We start from the raw sequence: 23,439 nt of genomic DNA on the forward strand, positions 1-23,439 counted from the left end.
GTTCCTTAATTTATCCTTTAAACACCTTTTCTAGTGAAATACCACGTTGTGCAGCTACTTGCTGAGCACTACGTAATTGTAACAACGCATCAAAGGTTGCTTTCACTACATTGTGTGGGTTAGACGATCCTTGGTTCTTAGAAAGTACATCATGCACACCTACAGATTCTAATACTGCACGGATAGCACCACCAGCAATTACTCCGGTACCAGTTGCAGCAGGCATTAATAATACTCTTGCTCCACCATACTTACCTTTTTGTTCGTGAGGTAAAGTACCTTTATGTAATGGAATACGAACCAAATTCTTTTTTGCATCTTCTACAGCCTTAGCGATAGCTTCTGCTACCTCCTTAGACTTACCAAGACCATGACCAACAACACCGTTTTCATCACCTACAACAACGATTGCAGAGAAACCGAATGCTCTACCACCCTTTGTTACTTTAGTCACACGTTGCACACCAACTAAACGATCTTTTAGTTCAAGTCCGCTTGGTTTTACTAATTCTGCGTTTTTATATTTCTGATACATAATTTCTTAGAATTTAAGTCCTGCTTCTCTAGCACCTTCTGCCAATGATTTAACTCTACCGTGGTACAAATACCCTCCTCTATCAAAAGATACTGTTTCTACACCGGCTTTAATCGCTTTTTCTGCCAAAGCTTTTCCAACTAAACTTGCGATTTCAACTTTAGTTCCATTAGCCTTAGCAATGTCTTTATCTCTTGAAGAAGCTGAACTGATTGTCTTACCAGTTACATCATCTATAACTTGAGCATAGATTTCTTTATTACTTCTATAAACAGATAATCTAGGACGTTGTTCTGTTCCGCTAATTCTTCCGCGGATTCGCTTTCTTATCTTTAATCTTCTTGATTCTTTTGAGAATGCCATAACTTCGTTATTATGCAGATTTACCTGCTTTTCTTCTTAATTGTTCTCCTACGAATTTAACTCCTTTTCCTTTGTAAGGCTCTGGCTTACGGAAACCTCTAATCTTAGCGGCTACCTGTCCTACCAACTGCTTATCATGAGAAGTCAATTTTACAATAGGGTTTTTACCTTTTTCTGAAATAGTTTCAACCTTAACCTCTGGAGCTAAATCTAAAACTATGTTATGCGAGAATCCAAGCGCCAAATCTAATTTTTGACCCTGGTTAGAAGCTCTATATCCAACTCCTACTAATTCTAACTCTTTGGTAAAACCTTCAGAAACACCTACTACCATGTTCTGGATCAAAGCTCGGTATAAACCGTGTTTAGCTTTATGATCTTTAACATCACTAGGTCTTTCTACAACAACCTGACCTTCTTCTACTTTCACTTCAACAGCATCAAACTCTTGAGAAAGCTCTCCTAATTTTCCTTTAACAGTAACAACATTACCTGTCACCTCTACAGTGACACCAGACGGAATAGTTACTGGATTTTTTCCTATTCTTGACATTTCTTTTGCCTTTTATACTGTTAATATACGTAACAAAGTACTTCTCCTCCTACATTATCTTGTCTTGCCTGCTTACCAGTCATAACACCATGAGATGTAGAAACGATTGCTATACCTAATCCATTAAGAATTCTTGGAATATCTTTTGATCCAGCATACTTACGTAAACCTGGCTTACTTATTCTCTGTAATTCTTTAATTACTGGCTCTTTAGTCATTTTATCATACTTAAGAGCGATCTTGATCGTACCTTGTACTGAGTTATCCTCAAACTTATAACTTAAGATATATCCTTGATCGAATAATATCTTAGTAATTTCTTTTTTAACCTTAGATGCAGGAATCTCAACAACTCTGTGCTGAGCTCTATTTGCATTTCTAATTCTAGTTAAATAATCTGCAATAGGATCTGTATTCATTATTTATAGTTTATGGTATTGGTTTTCGATGTTTACCGAACCTTATACCAATTAATTCAAATTAGTCTACCAACTAGCTTTTGTTACTCCTGGAATTAATCCTTTGTTTGCCATTTCTCTGAATGTTACACGAGAAATTCCAAACTGACGCATGTACCCTTTTGGTCTTCCTGTAAGCTTACAACGATTGTGCTTACGGATAGGAGAAGCATTTCTTGGTAATTTCTGTAGCGCCTCATAATCTCCAGCTTCTTTTAAAGCCTTTCTTTTTTCAGCATATTTAGCTACAGTTTTAGCTCTCTTCACCTCACGGGCTTTCATTGATTCTTTAGCCATAATTAATTCTTTTTAAAAGGTAATCCTAGTTCGGTTAACAATGATTTTGCTTCTTTATCAGTCTCCGCTGAAGTTTCGAAAGTAATATTCATTCCTGAAATTTTGTTTACCTTATCGATATCGATCTCAGGAAAGATGATTTGTTCAGTAATACCCATTGAGTAGTTACCTCTTCCATCAAAACCTTTAGCGTTGATTCCACCAAAATCTCTTACACGTGGTAATGCTGAAGTAATTAAACGATCTAAAAATTCGTACATTCTTTCTCCTCTTAACGTAACCTTTGCTCCAATTGGCATTCCTTTACGTAATTTGAAAGAAGCAACATCCTTCTTAGAAATCGTAGGCACAGCTTTTTGACCAGTGATTGTTGTCAATTCATCAACTGCATAGTCGATCAATTTTTTATCAGCAACTGCAGCTCCAATACCTCTACTCAAAACTATTTTTTTAAGTTTTGGTACCTGCATTACATTATCATAGCTGAATTCTTCTGTAAGAGCAGACACAACTCGGTCTTTATACTCTTGTTTTAGTCTTGGGATATAAGCCATAACTATATTACTTCATTAGATTTTTTAGAAAATCTCACTTTCTTATCTCCTTCCATTCTATATCCAACTCTTGTTGCCTCTCCTTTAGAAGTCATCAACGCTAAGTTAGAAATATGAATAGGTGCTTCTTTTTCTACAATACCACCTTGAGGATTCTGAGCACTTGGTTTCGCATGTTTCTTTACGATATTCACTCCCTCTACGATAGCTTTGTTTTCTTCACGTAGTACCTTTAATACCTTTCCAGTAACAGCATTGTTCGTAGTACTCTTATGAGCACCAGCGATAACTTTTACTGTATCTCCTGTTTTAATTTTAAGCTTTGTCATCTTTAAATTATTTTAAAGCACTTCTGGCGCTAGTGAAACAATCTTCATGAATTGCTTATCACGAAGTTCTCTTGCCACAGGACCAAATACACGAGTTCCTCTCATTTCTCCGGCAGGGTTTAATAAAACACATGCGTTATCATCGAAACGGATATAAGAACCATCTGGTCTGCGTACCTCTTTTTTAGTACGAACTACAACTGCAGTAGAAACCGCTCCTTTTTTGATGTTTCCATTAGGAGTCGCTTCTTTTACACTGACAACTATTTTGTCTCCTACAGAGGCGTATCTTCTTCCTGTACCACCTAGAACACGAATTGCTAAAACTTCTTTAGCCCCTGTGTTATCGGCTACTTTTAATCTAGACTCTTGTTGTACCATAATTACTTCGCTCTTTCAATTACTTCTACTAATCTCCAGCATTTGGTTTTACTCATAGGTCTTGTTTCCATGATCTTTACAGTATCACCAATATTGCAGTCGTTTTTCTCGTCGTGTGCAACGTATTTTTTCGTTTTTAACACGAACTTTCCGTACATCGGGTGTTTTACTTTTTTCACCTCAGAAACCACGATTGATTTCTGCATTTTGTTACTTGTAACAACACCTATACGTTCTTTTCTTAAGTTTCTTTTTTCCATCTTTCAGCAGAATTAACCGTTTAATTCTCTTTTTGTTAGCTCTGTAGCAATTCTTGCAATAGATCTTCTTACTTTACGTAATTGTAAAGGATTTTCTAGTGGAGACATCGCGTGAGCCATTCTTAAATCTGAATATGCTTTTTGTGACTTACCAAGTTCTTCTTGTAATTCAGCTGTAGATAATTCTTTAACTTCTGATTGCTTCATAATAAATCTTCAATTTTAAGCTTGATAATCTCTAGCTACAATAAACTTAGTTCTCACGGGAAGTTTTTGAGCTGCCAAACGTAATGCTTCTTTAGCTACGTCATAAGGCACACCACTAACTTCAAATAATATTCTTCCTGGTTTTACTACTGCTGCCCAGTATTCAACCGCACCTTTTCCTTTACCCATACGTACTTCAAGAGGCTTTTTTGTAATTGGCTTGTCTGGGAAAATTTTAATCCACAGAGACCCCTCTCTTTTCATATAACGAGTAGCAGAAATACGAGCTGCTTCAATTTGTCTAGCAGTAACAAAATTTGAATCTAATGATTTGATTCCGAAAGTACCGTTTGAAAGCTGGTGTCCTCTTTGAGAAAGACCTTTCATACGACCTTTTTGTTGCTTACGGAATTTTGTTCTTTTAGGCTGTAACATTGTTAATTTACTTTAAAAAATTACTTTCTACGACGTGACTTATTACCACCACTTCGTCCACCTCTGTCACCTTTTCCTTGTTTCTTGGATAAACCAACTAAAGGAGAAAGTTCTCTTTTACCATATACTTCGCCTTTCATGATCCATACTTTCACACCCAATCTACCGTAAGTAGTATGAGCTTCAACTAAAGCATAATCTATGTCAGCTCTAAATGTAGATAAAGGAATTCGACCTTCTTTGTAAGCTTCTGAACGTGCCATTTCAGCTCCATTCAAACGCCCTGAAATCTGAATTTTAATTCCTTCTGCATTCATTCTCATTGCAGCCGCAATAGCCATCTTGATTGCACGACGGTAAGAAATACGACTTTCTATTTGTCTTGCAACACTTGATGCTACTAAGTATGAATCCAGCTCAGGTCTCTTGATTTCAAAGATGTTGATCTGAACTTCCTTCTCTGTAATCTTCTTAAGCTCTTCTTTTAACTTGTCTACCTCTTGACCACCTTTTCCGATAATGATACCAGGTCTAGCAGTAGTGATAGTAACGGTTACAAGTTTAAGCGTACGCTCAATGATTACTCTTGATACACTAGCTTTTGATAAACGCGCATGTACATACTTTCTAATCTTATCGTCTTCGGCAAGTTTATCACCGTAGTCATTACCTCCGTACCAGTTGGATTCCCAACCTCTAATGATACCAAGGCGATTTCCGATTGGATTTGTCTTCTGTCCCATAGTCTATATTAGCTTTGTGTATTATTTTTTGCTCCTAACACGATTGTTACGTGATTTGAACGTTTTCTAATTCTGTGTGCGCGACCTTGTGGAGCTGGACGAAGTCTCTTTAACATACTTCCTCCGTCTACACGAATTTCTTTAATGAATAGATCCGCATCCTCTATACTAGCGTCTTCATTTTTCGCCTGCCAGTTTGCTATAGCAGAAAGCAACAGCTTCTCTAAACGACGTGCTGCCTCCTTTTGGCTAAATCTAAGAATATGAAGCGCTCTTTCTACTTTCTCACCACGGATCAAGTCTGCTACCAAACGCATTTTGCGTGGTGACGTAGGGCAGTTATTAAGCTTAGCAAAAGCAACTTGCTTTTTCTCTTCCTTAATTCTATCCGCCATTTCTTTTTTACGAACTCCCATAGCTTAAATTATTTTTTACCTTTATTTTTAGCACCAGCGTGTCCTCTAAATGAACGAGTTGGCGAAAATTCTCCTAATTTATGACCTACCATGTTCTCTGTAATATATACAGGAACAAACTGTCGACCATTATGAACTGCAATTGTTTGCCCTACAAAGTCAGGAGTAATCATAGATGCTCTAGACCAAGTCTTGATTACAGACTTTTTGTTAGCCTCTACATTAGCAGCTACTTTTTTCTCTAACTTATAGTGAACGTAAGGTCCTTTTTTTAATGAACGTGCCATATCTTATTATTTCTTTCTACGTTCTACAATATACTTATTACTCGCTTTCGTCTTAGAACGGGTTCTAAATCCTTTTGCAGGAAGACCTTTTCTAGAACGTGGGTGACCTCCAGAAGAACGTCCTTCACCACCACCCATTGGATGATCTACCGGGTTCATCGCTACTGGTCTTGTACGTGGCCTGCGACCTAACCATCTAGATCTACCAGCTTTACCACCAACGATCAATTGATGATCACTGTTAGATACTGCACCGATAGTTGCCATACAGTTAACCAATACCATTCTCACCTCGCCAGAAGGTAACTTTACAGTTGCAAACTTACCATCACGAGCCATCAATTGAGCAAAAGAACCAGCACTACGTGCCATAACAGCACCTTGACCTGGTCTTAACTCTATACAAGAAATAATAGTACCTAATGGGATATCACTTAAAGGCATTGCGTTACCAATTTCTGGTGCCACATTGTTTCCAGAAACAATGTTTTGCCCTACTTGAAGTCCATTTTGAGCGATAACATAGCGCTTTTCACCATCTTGGTAATTTACTAACGCTATAAAAGCAGTTCTGTTTGGATCGTATTCGATTGTTGCAACGGTAGCAGGGATTCCATGCTTATCACGTTTAAAATCAATAATACGATACCTTCTTTTATGACCTCCACCCTTGTAGCGGATTGTCATCTTTCCTTGACTGTTTCTACCTCCAGATCTTTTCTTCGGAGCTAATAAACTTTTCTCCGGCTTATCAGTAGTAATTGCGTCAAATCCATTTACTACTCTAAAACGCTGACCTGGGGTAATTGGTTTTAATTTTCTTACTGACATTTTCTAGTCTTAAAGATTACTATATAAATCAATTACATCACCTTCCGCCACCTGTACAATTGCTTTTTTGTAAGCGCTTGTTTTACCAGTGATCATACCAGTTTTGGTATAACGAACCTTGCGATCCGGACGGACATTTATTGTGCGAACTTTAGTAACAGATACACCATAAGCAGCCTCAACTGCCTTTTTGATCTCTACCTTATTCGCTTTCTTATCTACTACAAAACCATAGCGGTTATATACTTCACTATCGTTAGTAGCCTTTTCCGTAATAATAGGTTTTATTAAGATACTCATGGCTTCTATTTACTTAAATTCGTTTCAATTCCTTTCAAAGAACCTTCCAAAAGTACAACGCTGTTTGCATTAAGTATTTTGTAAGTACTTAATTCTGAAGCGGTTATAACTTCTGAACTTTTCAAATTGCGCGACGACAAATATACATTATTATTTGACTCTGCCAACACAAACAAAGATTTTTTGTTTTCAAGCCCTAAGGACTTCAAAATTGCTGTAAAATTCTTTGTCTTTGGAGCATCAAAATTAAAGTCTTCGATAACGGTTATCGCTTTGTCATTTGCTTTGATACTTAAGGCAGATTTACGTGCTAATCTTTTTAAGTTCTTATTTAATTTAAAAGAGTAGTTACGTGGTCTTGGACCAAAAATTCTACCTCCTCCTTTAAAAACAGGAGACTTGATACTACCAGCTCTGGCAGTTCCAGTTCCTTTTTGTTTCTTTATCTTTCTGGTACTACCAGCAATCTCAGCTCTTTCCTTAGCTTTATGAGTTCCCTGACGTTGATTCGCCAAGAATTGTTTCACATCTAAGTATACAGCATGATTGTTTGGCTCTATACCGAAAACAGCATCAGAAAGGTCTACCTTTCTTCCTGTTTCTTTTCCGTTTATATCAACAACTGCTACTTTCATTACTTCTGAATCGTTACATAAGTGTTTTTATGACCAGGAACACATCCCTTTACTACAAGTAAGTTCTTTTCAGGAACTACTTTTAACACTCTTAAGTTTTGAACTTTTACTTTTTCTCCACCCATTCTACCTGCCATACGCATTCCTTTGAATACTCTTGCAGGGTAGGATGCAGCACCAATAGAACCAGGAGCTCTTAATCGGTTGTGCTGTCCGTGAGTTGCTTGTCCAACACCGCCAAAACCGTGTCTTTTTACAACCCCTTGGAAACCTTTACCTTTTGAAGTTCCTGAAACGTCAACAAACTCTCCTTCTGCGAAGTGCTCTACTGTTATCGTGTCACCTAATTTGTACTCCTCATCAAAACCTTTAAACTCGACAACTTTACGTTTAGCAACAGTTCCTGCTTTTTTAAAGTGACCTAAAGCCGCTTTTGAAGCATTTTTGTCTGCTTTGTCATCGAAACCTAATTGAACAGCATCATAACCGTCAACCTCATTGGTTCTGACTTGGGTAACCACGCATGGCCCAGCTTCGATCACTGTACATGGAATATTCTTTCCATTCTCGTCGAAGATGCTGGTCATACCGATCTTTTTTCCTATTAACCCAGACATATTTAAATTATTTATTAATTATTCTTATTTAAAGTCAAAACTACATCTTGACTTCTCTTTATTCTTTTACAAAAAAACAGGGCTAAAAATACCTTCAACCCTGAAATGTATTTTTGCCGTTTTTCCCTCGCACGCAGCTTGGGACATGTTTGTTTTGACTCCGCTCAACAATTTAATATTAACGTTGTTGAGCGGAGTCTAAATCAATTATACTTTGATCTCTACTTCTACACCACTTGGTAACTCTAACTTCATCAACGCATCAATCGTTTTTGAAGAAGAACTATAGATATCCAAAAGTCTTTTGTAAGAACTTAATTGAAATTGCTCTCTTGACTTTTTGTTTACGTGTGGAGAACGTAGTACAGTAAAAATTTTCTTATGTGTTGGTAAAGGAATTGGCCCAGTTACTACAGCTCCTGTACTCTTTACCGTCTTTACGATTTTCTCAGCAGACTTGTCTACCAAGTTGTGATCGTAAGATTTTAGTTTTATTCTGATTTTTTGACTCATTTCTGTAATAATTAAGCGTTAACTCCTTTTGCAGCTGCAATTACTTCTTCTGAAATATTAGAAGGAGTCTCTGCATAGTGAGAAAATTCCATCGTAGATGTTGCTCTACCAGAAGATAATGTTCTTAATGAAGTTACATAACCAAACATTTCTGAAAGAGGAACGATAGCTTTCACAACTTTTGATCCTGAACGATCTCCCATATCATTAACTTGACCTCTTCTTCTGTTAAGGTCACCAACGATATCTCCCATGTTTTCTTCTGGAGTGATTACCTCTAGCTTCATGATTGGCTCCATGATTACAGCTCTTGCAGCTTTTGCGGCAGCTTTGTAACCTAATTTCGCAGCCAATTCGAATGACAATTGATCAGAATCCACATCGTGGTAAGAACCATCGGTAAGTGTCACTTTCATTGCATCCATTTCGTATCCAGCCAAAGGTCCATTTTTCATAGCCACTTTGAATCCTTTTTCTACAGAAGGGATAAATTCTTTAGGAACGTTACCACCTTTAATCTCAGAAACGAATTCAAGACCAACTTTACCTTCTTCAGCAGGCTCCATAGTAAATACAATATCTGCGAATTTACCACGACCACCAGATTGCTTCTTGTACACTTCTCTATGTTCTGCACGAGCGGTAATAGCTTCTTTGTACTCAACCTGTGGTTGCCCTTGGTTAACCTCTACTTTAAATTCACGCTTTAAACGGTCAACAATAATATCTAAGTGAAGCTCACCCATTCCAGAAATAATAGTCTGTCCTGAAGCTTCATCTGTTCTTACAGTAAATGTAGGATCTTCTTCTGCTAACTTAGCCAAAGCCATTCCTAATTTATCTACGTCAGCCTTTGTTTTTGGCTCTACAGCGATACCAATTACCGGATCAGGGAAGTCCATTGATTCAAGAACAATTGGATTCTTCTCATCTGATAATGTATCTCCAGTTTTAATATCTTTAAAACCTACAGCTGCACCAATATCTCCTGCCTCAATATATTCAATTGCATTTTGCTTGTTAGAGTGCATCTGGTAAATACGAGAAATACGTTCTTTCTTTCCAGAACGGTTATTTAACACATAAGAACCTGCATCCAATCTACCTGAATACGCACGGAAGAAAGCCAAACGACCTACGAAAGGATCTGTAGCAATCTTAAATGCTAATGCAGAAAACGGCTCCTTAACATCAGGCTTACGAGAAATCTCTTCATCTGTGTTAGGATCAGTTCCAACAATTGCATCCTTATCCGTTGGAGAAGGTAGGTAACGACATACAGCATCTAATAAGAACTGTACTCCTTTATTTTTAAAAGCAGAACCACATACCATTGGAATAATAGACATATCCATTACCGCAGCTCTAAGTGCAGCATGCACTTCCTCTTCAGTAATAGACTCCTCGTCTTCCATGTATTTTTCTAAAAGATCCTCGTCATAAGCAGCTACCTCTTCGATAAGCTTACCTCTAAGTTCTTTTGCTTCAGCTTTAAGTTCTTCAGGAATGTCGATAACATCAAATGTTGCTCCTTGAGTTTCATCATGCCATACGATAGCACGGTTCTTCACAAGATCAACAATACCTTTAAAATCAGCTTCTTCACCGATATTCAAAACGATAGGGACAGCATTTGATCCTAACATTTCTTTTACCTGATTACAAACCGCTAAAAAGTTAGATCCCTGACGATCCATTTTGTTTACAAACCCCATTCTTGGAACTTTGTAATTATCAGCTAGTCTCCAGTTAGTTTCAGATTGAGGCTCTACACCATCAACTGCACTAAATAAGAAAACTAATCCGTCAAGTACACGTAAAGAACGATTCACCTCTACGGTAAAATCAACGTGTCCCGGAGTATCAATAATATTGAAGTGGTATCCTTTTGCATCTGCAGTTGGCTTACCATTTTCTGTTGGGAAGTTCCACGTACAAGTGGTAGCAGCAGAAGTAATTGTAATACCTCTTTCCTGCTCTTGCTCCATCCAGTCCATAGTAGCCGCACCATCGTGCACCTCACCTATTTTATGACTTACACCAGTGTAATAAAGAATACGCTCTGTAGTCGTTGTCTTTCCTGCGTCAATGTGCGCAGCAATTCCTATGTTTCTTGTATATTTTAAATCTCTAGCCATTTCTGTTATTGATTAAAATCTAAAGTGTGAGAATGCTTTATTTGCTTCAGCCATTTTGTGAGTATCAACTCTTTTCTTAACCGCAGCTCCTTCTTCTTTTTCTGCAGCGATAATTTCTGCAGCAAGTTTTTGAGCCATAGATTTTTCGTTTCTCTTACGAGCAAACTGAATCAACCACTTCATAGCAGTAGATATCTTACGGTCTGGTCTGATTGGATTAGGAATTTGAAAAGTAGCTCCACCAACTCTTCGGCTTCGTACTTCTACGTGAGGCATTACATTAGACAATGCATCTTTCCACATTTCTAATGCAGTTTTTTCCTCATTTTGTTTTTTCTGATCTACGATATCAATCGCATCATAAAAAATCTTGAAAGCAACAGATTTCTTACCATCCCACATCATCATGTTTACAAAACGAGTCACTAATTGATCGTTAAAACGAGGATCTGGTAAAATCGGTCTTTTTTTAGCCTTTCTTTTTCTCATTTCTTCTTAAAGTTTTTTAATTACTTTTTAGGGCGTTTTGCACCGTATTTAGATCTACGTTGTGTTCTACCTTCAACACCAGCGGTGTCCAAAGCTCCACGAACAATGTGATATCTAACTCCTGGTAAATCTTTTACCCTTCCACCTCTAACTAATACTATCGAGTGCTCCTGGAGATTGTGACCTTCACCACCGATGTATGCATTCACTTCTTTTCCATTAGTTAACCTAACACGCGCTACTTTACGCATCGCAGAATTTGGTTTCTTAGGAGTAGTAGTGTATACACGAGTACATACACCGCGACGTTGCGGGCACGAATCCAAAGCAGCCGATTTACTCTTCTTAGTTATTTTGGCTCTACCTTTTCGTACTAATTGTGAAATTGTTGGCATAATTTGCTTTACACTATTATTAAAAATTTTAAAATATCCCTTTAAAAGGGCTGCAAAGGTAGAAATATTTTTGAGCAAATCAAATCCTAGTACATTAATTTTTAAAGAATTAAAAATACCTGCAAAAATACATCATAAATAAGAACAGAAGAAAAACTCATTTTCAGAATCCACTAACCACATTCCGACCAAAGAACTCATAGTATATATGGTAAGAAAAACAAAGCCACTACATTCTAAAAATTGAAAACAAAACCTGACCAAATAAAAAAGATTGTAAATTTCATTTTACCGAAACAAACAACTAATCTACAGTCAGTTCTAAAAAGAGTTCAAAATTACTCGTTTGATTTTCAGCCGTTAAGACAATCAATCGCAAACTTTAAAAAGTTGAAGAAGTCCTCTTAAATTATCATAAATTAACAGATAAACCGTAACGAAAAACGTTAAAAAAATCTAAAAGAACAGTTGTTAGTTATTATTTATTATCAACTTTGAAGTTGGCTAATTCTAATAATTAAAATAAATGAAATCACCGACAAATCGAATGCTGGTGCTATTCCTAGCGCTGGTAGTGCACCTCTCGTATGCACAAGAAAAAACAATCACAGGAACAATAACAGACGATGCAGGATCCCCTCTTCCGGGAGTAAACATCATTGTAAAAGGAACAGACTCTGGAACACAATCAGACTTTGACGGAAAATACAGTATCGAAACTGCTCAAGGAAGCACTCTTGTATTTAGCTTCCTTGGATTCACCAACAAGGAAGTACTGGTAGGCGCATCAAATACTATTGATGTGCAATTAGAATCTTCGACCTCAGAACTCGAAGAAGTAATTGTAACTGCACAGGGTATTCGCCGTGAGAAACAAGCACTGGGATACGCAGTAGCAGAAGTAAAAGACGAACAATTAGAACAAAGAGCAGAAGGAGATATCGGTAGGGTACTTTTCGGAAAAGCCTCTGGTGTAAATATTACACAGCAAAATGGACTTTCGGGATCAGGTACCAATATCGTAATTCGAGGCCTTAGTTCTTTTAGCGGCAGCAACCAACCTCTATTTATTGTAGATGGTGTTCCTTTCAGTAGTGACACTAACTCGCAAGGAGGTAATGATGGAGACAGTCAGAATGACTTTATCGATGGAAACTCCGGATCAAGTAGATTTTTGGATTTAGATCCTAACAGTATAGAAAGTGTAAACGTATTAAAAGGTTTGGCTGCTGCAACACTTTACGGTACTGCTGGACGTAATGGTGTTATTCTTATCACTACCAAAAACGGTTCTACAGGTGGAGCTCTCAAAAAAAACGAAGTTACCATAACCTCTTCATTTTTCTTTAATGAAATTGCTTCCCTACCTGATTACCAAGATCAATTTGGTAATGGATTTGACCAAGCTTTTGGATGGTTCTTCAGTAACTGGGGACCTAGTTTCGAAAGAGATGGTGTTGCCGGTTGGGGAAATGGAATTAACTCAGACCCTAACAGAGGATTTAACGAAGATGGAACTCTAGCCCACCCGTATAGCACGGCAGCTGCTGCCACCGGAATTCCTGCAGCATTCCCACAATTTGCAGGTGCGAGATATGAATGGAGACCTTACGATAGTGTAGAAAACTTTTTCAGAACAGGAACAGTTTCCAACACCGCTATCAACTTCAGAGGAACTACTGCAGACAATACTTTAAGTTATAACGCCAACTATAGTTACCTAGAAGATGAAGGTTTTACCCCAGGAAACACATTAAGAAGAAACACTCTTGGTTTTGGAGGAAAAGCACAACTGTCCAACAAAATCACACTTTCGAATACATTGAACTATTCAAAAACAGATTTCCGAACTCCACCGGTATCGGCGAGTAGAGGTAACGGATCTTTCGGAACAGGTTCGTCGGTATTTGGAGAATTGTTCTTTACCCCACGTAGTGTTGATTTAATAGGATTACCGTTTCAGAATCCAATAGATGGATCTAGTGTTTATTATCGTCAAAACAACAGTATACAGCACCCACTATGGACAGTTAACAATGCCTTAAACCGCCAAACTACCAATCGTGTATTTGGTAATGGAACGATTCAATACGACATCAACGACAACTTAAATCTTGTATACCGTTTTGGTTTGGATAACTATACCGAATCTAATGTTAACCAACAAAACAAAGGTGGAGTAAGCGATGATGCTTCCTTGCGTAGTGGTATCTATCAAACATGGACTAATATTAACACCATTTTTGACCATAACTTTATCATTAATGGTAGCTACTCTCTTAGCGAACAAGTAGGAATGACATTTAACCTAGGTGCAACAAGCCGACGAGAAGTTTTTGAACGTAACGGTGTTGCCAGTAGCGATCAACAAGTATTTGATGTTTTTAGACATGTAAACTTTGCTAATCAAAACGAAATAGAATTCAAACAAGAAAGAAATATTGTTGGTTTGTATGGACAAGCAGACTTTGATTACAAAAGAATGTTATATGTTACTCTAGCTGGAAGAAACGATTGGGTATCCAACCTAAGTTCTGCTAACAGATCTATCTTTTACCCAAGTACCAGTATTTCATTTTTACCAACAACCGCAATAGAAGGATTACGAACAGACAACGGTATTAACTACCTTAAAATAAGAGCAGGTTACGGAACTTCAGCAAACTTCCCAACTGGATTCCCAGTAGCTACTACTCTTGACTTAGACACTCAAAACTTCCAGGATTCCGGAACAGATATTGTAACCAATTCTGCGGCTCCTAGACTAGGAAATCCAGACCTGAAGCCAGAACGTCTTAACGAGATCGAACTAGGGATCGAATCAAGATTCTTTAGAAACAGAATTTCATTAAACGTTTCTTACTACAACAGGATCACTAAAGACCTGATCATCGACAGACCATTAGACAATTCTACTGGTGCTACAGTAACCAGTGAAAACATTGGAGAAATCAAAAGTGATGGTTTAGAAGTCGATTTAGGTATAGATATTATTCAATTTCCAGACAACGGATTCAATTGGAACACCAACGTCAATTTTACCACTAACGAAACTACCGTGGAGGACCTTGGGGCCGACACCGATATTATTGTGTACTCAGGTTTCTCAAACTTAGGTAATGCCGCTATCGAAGGAGAACCTTTAGGTGTCATTGTAGGTAGTAGAATAGAAAGAGATGCCAATGGAAACTTTTTGGTTAACGATGCCGGTAATTATAGAGAAGAAGAGGGTACATTCGTAATTGGTGACCCTAACCCTGATTACTTGCTGAACGTAAACAACTCATTCTCTTACAAGAACTTCAACTTAAGCTTCTTATTCACTTTTGTTAAGGGAGGAGATATTTATTCAAGAACAGTATCTACTTTATTAGGAAGAGGATTAACAACAGATACGGTTGATCGAGAAAACACCTTTATCTTACCAGGAGTAAGAGAAGATGGTTCTCAAAACAACATTCAGATCAACAACTCTACGTTCTATTTCTCGAATGTATTATTTGGACCTGATGAACTTGGAGTTTTTGATGGAACAGTACTACGATTACAAGAACTGTCTTTGGGGTATTCTTTACCCACAAAATATTTAGACAACACTCCTTTTGGTTCACTTAGTCTGAACCTTACAGGATATAATTTATGGTTTGACGCCTTCAACATTCCTGATGGAACGAATTTCGATCCTAACGTAGCTGGATTAGGAGTAGGTAACGGTAGAGGTTTTGACTTTTTGAATGGACCGAGTTCAAGAAGATATGGTATCAGTGTTAAAGCTTCTTTCTAATCAAAAAAAACAACATCATGAATACAATAAAATTGACATATAAAATATCACTCATAGCAATCCTCTCTGTAGGAATGTTATTTACCTCTTGCGAGAGTTTAGAGCTTGATTTGGCAGACAACCCAAATCAATTAACACCTGATCAATCCAACCCAGATCTTTTCTTGAATTCTATACAAGTAGACTTCGGAAAAGTTGTGGAGCGTTTTGGAGCTATTGCCGGGCAAGTAACCCGAATAGATAATATGTTCGGAAGAAACTATCAAAACACTTATTCACCAGCTGATTTCAATGATGTATGGAGTGGTTCTTACCAATCAACTGGAGAATCTTTTGATGATCAAAACGCACATAGTCAGACATTTAATGGTATTTTGGCTGATGTAAGAGCATTGGAGCCATTAGCGATAGACGGAGAATTGTATCATCATTTGGCCATAAGCCAGGTAATTGAAGCCTATACTATAGTTACTTTGGTAGACTTTTTTGGCGATGTTCCTTACACTGAAGCTGTTCAAGGAAGCATTGGAAATCTAAATCCTGTAACGGATAGCGGAGCAACCATATATGCAGCTGCACTAGATCTATTAGACGAGGCTATTGTAAATTTCGAAAGGGATGCGGCTAATGAACCAGAAAATGATTTTTACTACAATGGTGATTGGGACAATTGGATTAAGGCTGCAAACACTTTAAAAATGAAAATCTATTTGCAACGCAGATTGGTAGATAACAATGCAATTGCAGATTTTAACGCTATTGTTACCTCTGGAGATTACATTCAAACCGCTTCTGAAGACTTCCAATTTTCTTGGGGAGCTAATGAAATTCAACCAGACAACCGTCACCCTAGATACGCAAACAATTACGAAGGTGATGGTGCCGACGAATACCTATCAAACTGGTTAATGAACCAGATGTCTAATAATGATGACCCAAGAATCAGATATTACTTTTACAGACAAACCAATGCCGTACCAGGTGCAGAAATTGCTCCTAATGAAGAAACACTAAGTTGCTCATTAGAAAGTGCTCCTCAGCATTATATCGATGGTAATTTCACATTTTGTTTTCTAAATAATGGATACTGGGGACGTGATCATGGAGATGATGACGGAACACCACCGGACGGTTTCCTAAGAACGACTTTTGGGGTTTATCCTGCTGCAGGTCGATTTGACGATAGTAGTTTTCAAGGTATCTCTCAAGGAGATGGAGGGCAAGGAGCTGGTATTACTCCGATCATCCTATCTTCATGGGTAGATTTCATGATCGCCGAAGTTGCCATGCTTAATATGGACATTCCTGGTGCAAGAACAGCACTGAATAACGGATTAACCAAATCGATAGCAAAGGTAGCCACTTTTGGAGCTTTAGACACTTCTGCAAACTTGTCGTTTGCACCTAACGCAACAGCTATTTCTAGTTTTGTTAATGATCGTCTTGCTGATTTTGATGCTGCAGCAACACCTGATGATCGTTGGGATGTAATCGCAGAACAGTATTGGGTAGCGTTATTTGGTAACGGTATCGATTCTTACAACTTTTATCGTCGTACAGGTTACCCTACTACCTTACAACCTAATATCGAGCCTAATCCTGGGAATTTGATAAGATCTTTCTTTTATCCTGCTGATCTTGTTACAAACAATTCTTCAGTACAACAAAAACCGAATACGGATCAAAAAGTTTTTTGGGATACTAACCCTGATTCCCCAGCTTTCCCACCAGCCAACTAAAATGAATAGCATTTAGGAATCACAAAAAGACAAAACAATGAAAAGATTTTTTAAATATATAAACATAGCGCTACTCACTATAATAATGTTTGCTTGTAGTGGCGATGACAAAACTGTTGACGATGTACTTGCCAATGTAACAACTGGAGCAGTATTAAGAACAATTGATATTGACAACAATTTGGTATACAACGATGTAACATTATCCTTTGAGACCGGATCCAATTATGTACTTACTATTGAAGAACAGGACGCACAACAAGGTGAACTCCTAGAATCTATTGAGATTTCTGCTCGTTTTGTAGAAAACACAAGAGTAGACACTAATATGGATGGAACCATTGATGGTGATGATGCAGATCTTACCACACAAGTTGGTGTGATCCGCACATTGACCGCTGCGGATTTTCAACCAGGTAGTCGCGGAGTACCTATTACAGAAATTACATTCACAGCAGATGAACTTGTAGCTTTTACCGGTGTAGACGAAACATTAATAGAGGGAAGAGATGATTTTGAGCTGAACTTTGTATTAACATTAACAGATGGACGTACGTTCTCAGAAGACGATGCAAGTGGTAATGTGTCTGGAGGATCATACTTTTCTTCTCCATACACCTATAGAACACCAATAGCGTGCGCGATTACAGAAAGTCTTGCCGATACATACACCTATCAAATAACTGCCTTAACTTCGGCACCTGGAGGAAGAAGTAATTGTCCGGCTGCTCCGCTGTCTGGTCAAGTAACTTGGGAAGAAACTGATACTCCCGGAGAATATACTACATCAGACATAAGCTTTGGACAGTTCGATAGCTGCTATGTTGACGTCTTTAGCTCCATTACTTTTGACGATGTACAAATCGTTTGGGATTGTATCAATTTGGTAGCAGAAGGAACTATAGAAACTGTACAAAACGGAAATGGAGATGAAGATGAATTCTCATATGTATACACCATCGTTTCTACTTCTGGTTCTGACATGACATTAGACTTTAGCAATTCTGCTGGAGACCGAGGAACTGTAATTCTAACTCGACCAGATGGTAAAGTTTGGCCAGCATTATTGACGAGATAATTACAGATTATTCCTACAATAAAGATGAAAAAATGAATATTTAGTAAAAAAACATCCAAATCATAAGTTTTTTAAGATCTTTCTTTAACCAGAAAGATCTTTTTTTGTTAATTTAATAAAAAACTCTCCTTTACCCTGAAAAAAGCATAAATTTTAACTACAACTCAAAACAGACACAAAGTACTGTTTTACAGTAATGTAACACCGTGTTCTCATTCAAAAAAAGAAATGGACAAGTAAATTTGATATCGAAAAAGTTGTTTTATTAAGATATAATTAAGATTTTTAGCGTGGCTAATTCTAAAATTACAAAACACAATGAAATCTTTATTAAAGGGAATCCTAATGCTATTCCTAGCATTAGGAGTGCAGAGTTCTTTTGCACAAGACAAAACCATTACAGGTACTGTAACGGACAATGGGGGATCCCCACTACCAGGAGTAAACATTATTGTAAAAGGAACCAATAGTGGAACTCAAACCGACTTTGATGGAAAGTATTCGGTAAGTGCTAGTGTGGGTTCAAGTTTAGTATTCAGTTATCTTGGATTTACAACACAAGAAGTTACTGTTGGAAGCAGTAATCAAATTGATGTAACACTCCAAGAAGATGCTGCAGTACTAGAAGAAGTAGTAGTAACAGGGGTTGCTTCCGGAACAAGCAAACGTAAATTGGGGGTTTCTGTAAACTCAGTAAAAGCAGAAGATCTTCAAGTACAGGGGGCTCAAGCAATTGATCAAGCTCTTCAAGGTAAAATTGCCGGTACTATTATCCAATCGACTACAGGTCAACCAGGTCAGCAACAAAATATCATTCTAAGATCGATTAACAGTTTAAATTCGTCTCAGCCAATGATATTAATTGATGGAGTTCAGGTTTCTACTTCGGAGTCAAGTGTAGGTGGAGCTTCAAACCAGAGTTCTCGTCTTGCAGATATTGACTTTTCTAATGTAGAACGAGTTGAAACCATTTCTGGAGCTGCAGCAGGTACCATCTATGGTGCGCAGGGAGCAAACGGGGTGATCAACATCATCACCAAAAAAGGTTCAGCTGGTGCTCCTGTTGTAAACATTAGATCTTCAGTAAGTGTTGCGCAAGCAATCACGGGAAAAGATCGATTAAGAGCTGATTTACACCACTATTCTACAAATGCCGCTGGTTTTTTGGTAGACTTAAATGGTACACCAGTAACACAGCTTAACGATGAAGCACAATATTTAGCAGTAGATCCTGATGAAAGAAATATCAACGGAACAGCGCTAGGTGCAGAAGGGATTAATGACACTCCGTTCAGGGAACCAATTTTTGATGCTACCGATATTCTTTTTAGAGACGCAATTAATACTACAAATGGTATTACTGTATCTGGAGGATCAGAGGGCATCAGATATCTTGTTTCTGGAAACAGAACAGAACAAGAGAGTGTTTTAGTAATTGGAAAATATACAAAATATGACGGCCGTATTAATTTAGGCTTCGATCTAGGAGAAAAAATTAAGATCAACACAAGGTTTGATGTTATCAATAGTACGAACACCACAGGTACAGATACGGATAATGCAAATGCAAACAACTTGATCAATAACGTATTTCAAAATCTTCCTCACGTAGATTTCTTCAACAGAAACTCTGATGGAGATCTTACGGTATCACCAGATGCTACTGATCCTAACTCTACAAACCCTTTCTTTTACCAAGAAATTCAAACAAGAGAAGATAAAATCACTAGATATATTGCAAATCTTGATGTAACATATCAACCTTTTGAAGTACTATCTCTAAACTTCAAGTACGGATACGATACCTTCTCTCAACAGTTTACTTTCTTCCAAGAAAATCAAACTAACCACCAACAGGCTTCCTCTATCGGAACCAATGTTTCTGGTATTATAAATCAAGTAGATACACAAGAGTTTTTCCAAAACTTATTGATCTCGACAAACTTGACTTTAGATTTTAAAGAAGATCTTAAAATCAACATTCCTTTTACGTCGAACACAACATTTAATTTTGACTGGAGAGATTTAGGATCTCGTACCACTGATGTTCAAGGAACAAACTTACCAACAGGACCATTCGGTTCTTTTAATGTGAATCAAGCTGTTGTTAAAACATTCAATGAGTTTAGCGATGAACCATTCAGAACTTATGGTTTCTTATTGAACCAAAAGTTTGATTATGAAAGTACATTTGGTTTCTCTGCAGGTTTCAGACGTGACTTCTCTAACAGATTCGGTAACAACTTAGACTTTACGTTCCCAAGAGCAGATGCATATCTTAATATTGCAGAATTGTTTGAATCTGACTTAGTAAGTAACTTAAAAATTAGAGGTGCCTATGGTGAAGCTGGTATCCAACCTTTATTCAGCCAGAACATCTTTACTCTTGCTACTACAACAGTAGGAAGTGAGGTAATCTCAGGAATTCCTTCTTCTGTAGCAAATCCAAGTCTTGAGGTAGAAACTTCAAAAGAACTTGAAGTTGGTATAGATTACACCTTCACTCCTGGAAAAGGAGCTTGGTTTACTAGATTAGACGGTTCTGTGAACTATTTTGACAGAAAGACGGATGGAGCAATATTCCGTTTGGGTCTTCCAAGTAGTACCGGAACAAGTGCGATTTTCTCGAATGCATATGATATCTCAAGTGACGGTGTTGAAGCCTCTATAGACGCTTCCATGTTTACTTCAGAAAAATTCAGATGGAATTTCGGATTACGCTTTACAAAATCTACAGCAGTACTTGATAGAATCGCGAATGGACTTCCAGTTGTTGTTAATGACAACTTCGTTCTTGACGAAGGAGAAGAAATTGGTACTTTCTCTGTATTCCCAGTTATTACTAGCTTAGATGCTCTTGATGCTAGCGGAAACAGAATCATTCCTGAAGCTGACGTAAACGACTTTACAGTGGCTAGCTCAGGATATGTTGTAAACAAAAATACTGGTCGAGTTGTGATTGGACCAGACAAAGTAGTAGCAGGTAGTACTCAGCCTGATTTTGTAATGACATTTATTAATGACTTCTCATTTTTCAATGATTTCATGGGAGTATCTTTCCAGATAGATTGGTTCCAAGGTCTTGATGTATACAACCGTGCAAGACAGTGGTTATACAACAACGGTTTGCATTCTGACACTGCAATCCCTGTATCTATTGAAGACCCAACTGGTGCAGTACAAACCGGAGCTTTTGTAAGCTACTATACTTCTTTATACAACACCAATGTACCAACGTCAGAATTTGTTGAAGATGGTTCATTCTTAAGATTTAGAGATATTAGTTTTAATTTCAAACTAAACAACGTGCTTAACCTAGAAGCTTTTGACTACATCAACTTAAGCATCTCAGGAAGAAACTTAATCACCATCACAGATTACAAAGGTCTAGATCCAGAAGCAGCAAGAGGATTTGGAAACACATTCCAAAGAGGATTTGATGAATTTACGCATCCAAACGTAAAGAGCTATAATTTTGGATTAAACCTAGCATTTTAAAAAAATAAGACTATGAAAAGTTTATTAAACAAAGCAGCGTTACTTATAGCGCTATCGTTTGTGGTCTCTTGTCAAGATAATATTTTAGATACAGACATTGACCCTGTTGACAACAACCTTCCTTCTACTGCATCTCTAAATAATGTAGACGGATTGACTACCTTTTCTAAAGGTGTATATGACTTCTTAGCATCTGATGATGTATTCGAATCTGTTGGAGCAGAATTAGAAAGCCCAATGCTTTTCTTCACCTATGGATATCACGAAACCATGGGAGATGTAATGTGTATGCCATGGGGTAATTTTGGAGGTAGATGGGTAAACCAAACTACATCTGTAACATTGGATGACGGTACTGTAGTATTGCCTCCAGCAGGAGGTCCTCAACCGGGAGAAATTGCTATCAGAAACACAAGAGCAGCTGGTAGTGACAACCCAACTCAGTACGAGTGGAGAGACATGTACGGAATTATCGTACAAAGTAATACTATTGCAGAAGCATTGGACAACCTAGAAGCTGATGGCGCTACTATAGCTGCCTTTAGAGCATGGTCTCTATGGTGGAGAGCTTATGCATACCACAGATTAGGATCTATGTATGAGCAAGGATTAATCAACGATCAAGGATTAATTTCTAACCCTACTTCTGAGCCTAATACGAATTTTGTATCTAACTCTGAATTGATTAATAAATCAAACGCTTTATTAACTGAATTAGAAACATTATTAAATGGAGTAACAGATGCTGCTACATTTGACACCAGATTTACTGGTTTACAATTAGCCTATTTGACTTCAAAAGTAAACCTTGCTGGATTACAAGAAAACGTAAACTCTTTACGAGTACGTAACTTAGTATACAACACTCCTGTTGCGAGCATGACTGCCGCTGACTGGAATCAGGTAATTACTTTGGCAAACAATGGAGTATCAGGAAACGCAAATGCATTTATCATGCAGTCTGAATCTTCGTTTATCGATAACAACTGGATGCCAGGTCAGGTAACAGGTTTCTGGTATTTCCCAAGTGATCGATTACTTCAGGATATCAACGCTGGTGATTTGCGTTTAGAATTATACTTCGAACCTGATTTCGATTTCCCTAACCCAAGAGGTAGAGGAATCCAATATGGTGCGTCAAGATTCTGGAATGACAATACTCCTATCGTTTCTTCTAACCCATTAGGTGCCACGATGTACTATGCAGGGAATTTTGAAGAAAATCAGTTATTCTTAGCAGAAGCAAAAGTAAGAACCAACGATATCGAAGGTGGTCTTGCACACTTGGATGCTGTAAGAACTTTACAAGCCTCTGGTCTAGCTGCTACTGTAGGAACCGGATTAACACAAGATCAAGCATTAGAGGAAATCAGAAAAGAACGTCGTCTTGCACTAATCATGAGAGCAGTTTCTTTCTATGACGCTCGTCGTTATGGAGTTGCTGCAGGATCAAGAACTGGCGCTAGAGTTCTAGACGAAAATGGTAATGTAAACACCAACGCAACTATTAACTATGGATACTTAGAATACTGGCCAGTTCCAGCATTCGAGACAGATTTCAACCCTATCTCACCTACTCCTAACTAATAGTAAGTAAAATATAG

General features: G+C 37.7%; 27 protein-coding genes. 5 read left to right on the forward strand and 22 right to left on the reverse strand.

Going from position 1 to position 23,439, the window contains the following annotated elements:
• Positions 1 to 10: 10 nt before the first annotated feature.
• The 22 genes from rpsE to rpsL all read right to left on the reverse strand — a co-directional run bounded on the left by rpsE (position 11) and on the right by rpsL (position 11,736).
• Complete coding sequence (gene rpsE, locus AC0L3Q_RS19525; RefSeq protein ID WP_073316869.1) at positions 11 to 535, reverse strand: 30S ribosomal protein S5; 525 nt, start codon at positions 533 to 535, stop codon at positions 11 to 13.
• Between the two features lie 6 nt (positions 536 to 541).
• The gene (gene rplR / locus AC0L3Q_RS19530; protein WP_073316867.1) at positions 542 to 898 is read right to left on the reverse strand and encodes a 50S ribosomal protein L18; all 357 of its coding nucleotides are present in this window, start codon (positions 896 to 898) and stop codon (positions 542 to 544) included.
• Between the two features lie 10 nt (positions 899 to 908).
• Positions 909 to 1,451, reverse strand: coding sequence for a 50S ribosomal protein L6 (rplF, locus tag AC0L3Q_RS19535; protein WP_473282163.1), 543 nt, complete (start codon positions 1,449 to 1,451; stop codon positions 909 to 911).
• A gap of 20 nt (positions 1,452 to 1,471) precedes the next feature.
• Entirely contained in the window at positions 1,472 to 1,870 is a 399-nt protein-coding gene (gene rpsH / locus AC0L3Q_RS19540) for a 30S ribosomal protein S8 (protein ID WP_073316864.1), read from the reverse strand.
• A gap of 66 nt (positions 1,871 to 1,936) precedes the next feature.
• Positions 1,937 to 2,206, reverse strand: a complete 270-nt coding sequence (gene rpsN / locus AC0L3Q_RS19545; RefSeq protein WP_073316862.1) for a 30S ribosomal protein S14 — start codon at positions 2,204 to 2,206, stop codon at positions 1,937 to 1,939.
• A gap of 2 nt (positions 2,207 to 2,208) precedes the next feature.
• Positions 2,209 to 2,760 (reverse strand): 50S ribosomal protein L5, encoded by a 552-nt coding sequence (rplE, locus tag AC0L3Q_RS19550; protein WP_073316860.1) that lies wholly within the window; start codon positions 2,758 to 2,760, stop codon positions 2,209 to 2,211.
• A gap of 2 nt (positions 2,761 to 2,762) precedes the next feature.
• Complete coding sequence (gene rplX / locus AC0L3Q_RS19555; RefSeq protein ID WP_473282165.1) at positions 2,763 to 3,089, reverse strand: 50S ribosomal protein L24; 327 nt, start codon at positions 3,087 to 3,089, stop codon at positions 2,763 to 2,765.
• 12 nt (positions 3,090 to 3,101) lie between these two features.
• Positions 3,102 to 3,470: a 50S ribosomal protein L14 gene (rplN, locus tag AC0L3Q_RS19560; protein WP_073316857.1), complete on the reverse strand. Its 369-nt coding sequence runs from the start codon at positions 3,468 to 3,470 to the stop codon at positions 3,102 to 3,104.
• Positions 3,471 to 3,472: 2 nt separating this feature from the next.
• Entirely contained in the window at positions 3,473 to 3,730 is a 258-nt protein-coding gene (gene rpsQ / locus AC0L3Q_RS19565; protein ID WP_034243856.1) for a 30S ribosomal protein S17, read from the reverse strand.
• Positions 3,731 to 3,742: 12 nt separating this feature from the next.
• Positions 3,743 to 3,937 (reverse strand): 50S ribosomal protein L29, encoded by a 195-nt coding sequence (rpmC, locus tag AC0L3Q_RS19570; RefSeq protein WP_027411972.1) that lies wholly within the window; start codon positions 3,935 to 3,937, stop codon positions 3,743 to 3,745.
• A gap of 15 nt (positions 3,938 to 3,952) precedes the next feature.
• On the reverse strand, positions 3,953 to 4,372 hold the full coding sequence (gene rplP, locus AC0L3Q_RS19575) for a 50S ribosomal protein L16 (protein WP_473282168.1): 420 nt from the start codon (positions 4,370 to 4,372) through the stop codon (positions 3,953 to 3,955).
• Between the two features lie 20 nt (positions 4,373 to 4,392).
• Positions 4,393 to 5,115: a 30S ribosomal protein S3 gene (rpsC, locus tag AC0L3Q_RS19580; protein WP_073316854.1), complete on the reverse strand. Its 723-nt coding sequence runs from the start codon at positions 5,113 to 5,115 to the stop codon at positions 4,393 to 4,395.
• An 8-nt stretch (positions 5,116 to 5,123) separates the two neighbouring features.
• The gene (gene rplV, locus AC0L3Q_RS19585; protein ID WP_473282169.1) at positions 5,124 to 5,531 is read right to left on the reverse strand and encodes a 50S ribosomal protein L22; all 408 of its coding nucleotides are present in this window, start codon (positions 5,529 to 5,531) and stop codon (positions 5,124 to 5,126) included.
• Positions 5,532 to 5,539: 8 nt separating this feature from the next.
• On the reverse strand, positions 5,540 to 5,818 hold the full coding sequence (gene rpsS / locus AC0L3Q_RS19590; RefSeq protein WP_024770876.1) for a 30S ribosomal protein S19: 279 nt from the start codon (positions 5,816 to 5,818) through the stop codon (positions 5,540 to 5,542).
• A gap of 6 nt (positions 5,819 to 5,824) precedes the next feature.
• Complete coding sequence (rplB, locus tag AC0L3Q_RS19595) at positions 5,825 to 6,649, reverse strand: 50S ribosomal protein L2 (RefSeq protein ID WP_073316851.1); 825 nt, start codon at positions 6,647 to 6,649, stop codon at positions 5,825 to 5,827.
• A gap of 9 nt (positions 6,650 to 6,658) precedes the next feature.
• Positions 6,659 to 6,949 (reverse strand): 50S ribosomal protein L23, encoded by a 291-nt coding sequence (rplW, locus tag AC0L3Q_RS19600; protein WP_073316849.1) that lies wholly within the window; start codon positions 6,947 to 6,949, stop codon positions 6,659 to 6,661.
• 5 nt (positions 6,950 to 6,954) lie between these two features.
• Complete coding sequence (gene rplD / locus AC0L3Q_RS19605; RefSeq protein WP_073316847.1) at positions 6,955 to 7,584, reverse strand: 50S ribosomal protein L4; 630 nt, start codon at positions 7,582 to 7,584, stop codon at positions 6,955 to 6,957.
• Complete coding sequence (rplC, locus tag AC0L3Q_RS19610; protein ID WP_073316845.1) at positions 7,584 to 8,201, reverse strand: 50S ribosomal protein L3; 618 nt, start codon at positions 8,199 to 8,201, stop codon at positions 7,584 to 7,586. The genes rplD and rplC overlap by 1 nt, the downstream gene beginning before the upstream one ends.
• 207 nt (positions 8,202 to 8,408) lie before the next feature.
• On the reverse strand, positions 8,409 to 8,714 hold the full coding sequence (gene rpsJ / locus AC0L3Q_RS19615; RefSeq protein WP_010181931.1) for a 30S ribosomal protein S10: 306 nt from the start codon (positions 8,712 to 8,714) through the stop codon (positions 8,409 to 8,411).
• A gap of 11 nt (positions 8,715 to 8,725) precedes the next feature.
• Complete coding sequence (gene fusA, locus AC0L3Q_RS19620; RefSeq protein WP_473282174.1) at positions 8,726 to 10,852, reverse strand: elongation factor G; 2,127 nt, start codon at positions 10,850 to 10,852, stop codon at positions 8,726 to 8,728.
• A 12-nt stretch (positions 10,853 to 10,864) separates the two neighbouring features.
• A complete protein-coding gene (rpsG, locus tag AC0L3Q_RS19625) occupies positions 10,865 to 11,341 on the reverse strand; it encodes a 30S ribosomal protein S7 (protein WP_073316841.1) in 477 nt (158 codons plus the stop codon).
• A 20-nt stretch (positions 11,342 to 11,361) separates the two neighbouring features.
• On the reverse strand, positions 11,362 to 11,736 hold the full coding sequence (rpsL, locus tag AC0L3Q_RS19630; protein WP_024770883.1) for a 30S ribosomal protein S12: 375 nt from the start codon (positions 11,734 to 11,736) through the stop codon (positions 11,362 to 11,364).
• Between the two features lie 526 nt (positions 11,737 to 12,262).
• Here rpsL and AC0L3Q_RS19635 point away from each other — a divergent pair.
• From AC0L3Q_RS19635 to AC0L3Q_RS19655, 5 genes are all read left to right on the forward strand, one after another.
• Entirely contained in the window at positions 12,263 to 15,520 is a 3,258-nt protein-coding gene (locus AC0L3Q_RS19635) for a SusC/RagA family TonB-linked outer membrane protein (RefSeq protein WP_473282176.1), read from the forward strand.
• 17 nt (positions 15,521 to 15,537) lie between these two features.
• Positions 15,538 to 17,259 carry a SusD/RagB family nutrient-binding outer membrane lipoprotein gene (locus AC0L3Q_RS19640; RefSeq protein ID WP_473282178.1) on the forward strand — a complete coding sequence of 574 codons (1,722 nt, stop codon included), beginning with the start codon at positions 15,538 to 15,540 and terminating at the stop codon, positions 17,257 to 17,259.
• Positions 17,260 to 17,296: 37 nt separating this feature from the next.
• Positions 17,297 to 18,337 (forward strand): hypothetical protein, encoded by a 1,041-nt coding sequence (locus AC0L3Q_RS19645; protein ID WP_473282180.1) that lies wholly within the window; start codon positions 17,297 to 17,299, stop codon positions 18,335 to 18,337.
• A gap of 318 nt (positions 18,338 to 18,655) precedes the next feature.
• The gene (locus tag AC0L3Q_RS19650) at positions 18,656 to 21,835 is read left to right on the forward strand and encodes a SusC/RagA family TonB-linked outer membrane protein (protein WP_473282182.1); all 3,180 of its coding nucleotides are present in this window, start codon (positions 18,656 to 18,658) and stop codon (positions 21,833 to 21,835) included.
• Between the two features lie 12 nt (positions 21,836 to 21,847).
• On the forward strand, positions 21,848 to 23,422 hold the full coding sequence (locus AC0L3Q_RS19655; RefSeq protein WP_473282184.1) for a RagB/SusD family nutrient uptake outer membrane protein: 1,575 nt from the start codon (positions 21,848 to 21,850) through the stop codon (positions 23,420 to 23,422).
• Positions 23,423 to 23,439: the final 17 nt, after the last annotated feature.

This window comes from Aquimarina sp. KJ22-3, assembly GCF_055808215.1.

Excerpts from the sequence above, each read along its gene's own strand:
- rplB (WP_073316851.1), bottom strand. The coding sequence starts at position 6,649 with ATGTCAGTAAGAAAATTAAAACCAATTACCCCAGGTCAGCGTTTTAGA.
- rplC (WP_073316845.1), bottom strand. The coding sequence starts at position 8,201 with ATGTCTGGGTTAATAGGAAAAAAGATCGGTATGACCAGCATCTTCGAC.
- rplD (WP_073316847.1), bottom strand. The coding sequence starts at position 7,584 with ATGAAAGTAGCAGTTGTTGATATAAACGGAAAAGAAACAGGAAGAAAG.
- rpsQ (WP_034243856.1), bottom strand. The coding sequence starts at position 3,730 with ATGGAAAAAAGAAACTTAAGAAAAGAACGTATAGGTGTTGTTACAAGT.
- rplN (WP_073316857.1), bottom strand. The coding sequence starts at position 3,470 with ATGGTACAACAAGAGTCTAGATTAAAAGTAGCCGATAACACAGGGGCT.
- rpsE (WP_073316869.1), bottom strand. The coding sequence starts at position 535 with ATGTATCAGAAATATAAAAACGCAGAATTAGTAAAACCAAGCGGACTT.
- AC0L3Q_RS19655 (WP_473282184.1), top strand. The coding sequence starts at position 21,848 with ATGAAAAGTTTATTAAACAAAGCAGCGTTACTTATAGCGCTATCGTTT.
- AC0L3Q_RS19640 (WP_473282178.1), top strand. The coding sequence starts at position 15,538 with ATGAATACAATAAAATTGACATATAAAATATCACTCATAGCAATCCTC.
- rpmC (WP_027411972.1), bottom strand. The coding sequence starts at position 3,937 with ATGAAGCAATCAGAAGTTAAAGAATTATCTACAGCTGAATTACAAGAA.
- rpsH (WP_073316864.1), bottom strand. The coding sequence starts at position 1,870 with ATGAATACAGATCCTATTGCAGATTATTTAACTAGAATTAGAAATGCA.
- rplF (WP_473282163.1), bottom strand. The coding sequence starts at position 1,451 with ATGTCAAGAATAGGAAAAAATCCAGTAACTATTCCGTCTGGTGTCACT.
- fusA (WP_473282174.1), bottom strand. The coding sequence starts at position 10,852 with ATGGCTAGAGATTTAAAATATACAAGAAACATAGGAATTGCTGCGCAC.
- AC0L3Q_RS19650 (WP_473282182.1), top strand. The coding sequence starts at position 18,656 with ATGAAATCTTTATTAAAGGGAATCCTAATGCTATTCCTAGCATTAGGA.
- rpsN (WP_073316862.1), bottom strand. The coding sequence starts at position 2,206 with ATGGCTAAAGAATCAATGAAAGCCCGTGAGGTGAAGAGAGCTAAAACT.
- rplX (WP_473282165.1), bottom strand. The coding sequence starts at position 3,089 with ATGACAAAGCTTAAAATTAAAACAGGAGATACAGTAAAAGTTATCGCT.
- rpsG (WP_073316841.1), bottom strand. The coding sequence starts at position 11,341 with ATGAGAAAAAGAAAGGCTAAAAAAAGACCGATTTTACCAGATCCTCGT.
- rplW (WP_073316849.1), bottom strand. The coding sequence starts at position 6,949 with ATGAGTATCTTAATAAAACCTATTATTACGGAAAAGGCTACTAACGAT.
- rpsJ (WP_010181931.1), bottom strand. The coding sequence starts at position 8,714 with ATGAGTCAAAAAATCAGAATAAAACTAAAATCTTACGATCACAACTTG.
- rplV (WP_473282169.1), bottom strand. The coding sequence starts at position 5,531 with ATGGGAGTTCGTAAAAAAGAAATGGCGGATAGAATTAAGGAAGAGAAA.
- AC0L3Q_RS19635 (WP_473282176.1), top strand. The coding sequence starts at position 12,263 with ATGAAATCACCGACAAATCGAATGCTGGTGCTATTCCTAGCGCTGGTA.
- rpsC (WP_073316854.1), bottom strand. The coding sequence starts at position 5,115 with ATGGGACAGAAGACAAATCCAATCGGAAATCGCCTTGGTATCATTAGA.
- rpsL (WP_024770883.1), bottom strand. The coding sequence starts at position 11,736 with ATGCCAACAATTTCACAATTAGTACGAAAAGGTAGAGCCAAAATAACT.
- AC0L3Q_RS19645 (WP_473282180.1), top strand. The coding sequence starts at position 17,297 with ATGAAAAGATTTTTTAAATATATAAACATAGCGCTACTCACTATAATA.
- rplP (WP_473282168.1), bottom strand. The coding sequence starts at position 4,372 with ATGTTACAGCCTAAAAGAACAAAATTCCGTAAGCAACAAAAAGGTCGT.
- rplR (WP_073316867.1), bottom strand. The coding sequence starts at position 898 with ATGGCATTCTCAAAAGAATCAAGAAGATTAAAGATAAGAAAGCGAATC.
- rplE (WP_073316860.1), bottom strand. The coding sequence starts at position 2,760 with ATGGCTTATATCCCAAGACTAAAACAAGAGTATAAAGACCGAGTTGTG.
- rpsS (WP_024770876.1), bottom strand. The coding sequence starts at position 5,818 with ATGGCACGTTCATTAAAAAAAGGACCTTACGTTCACTATAAGTTAGAG.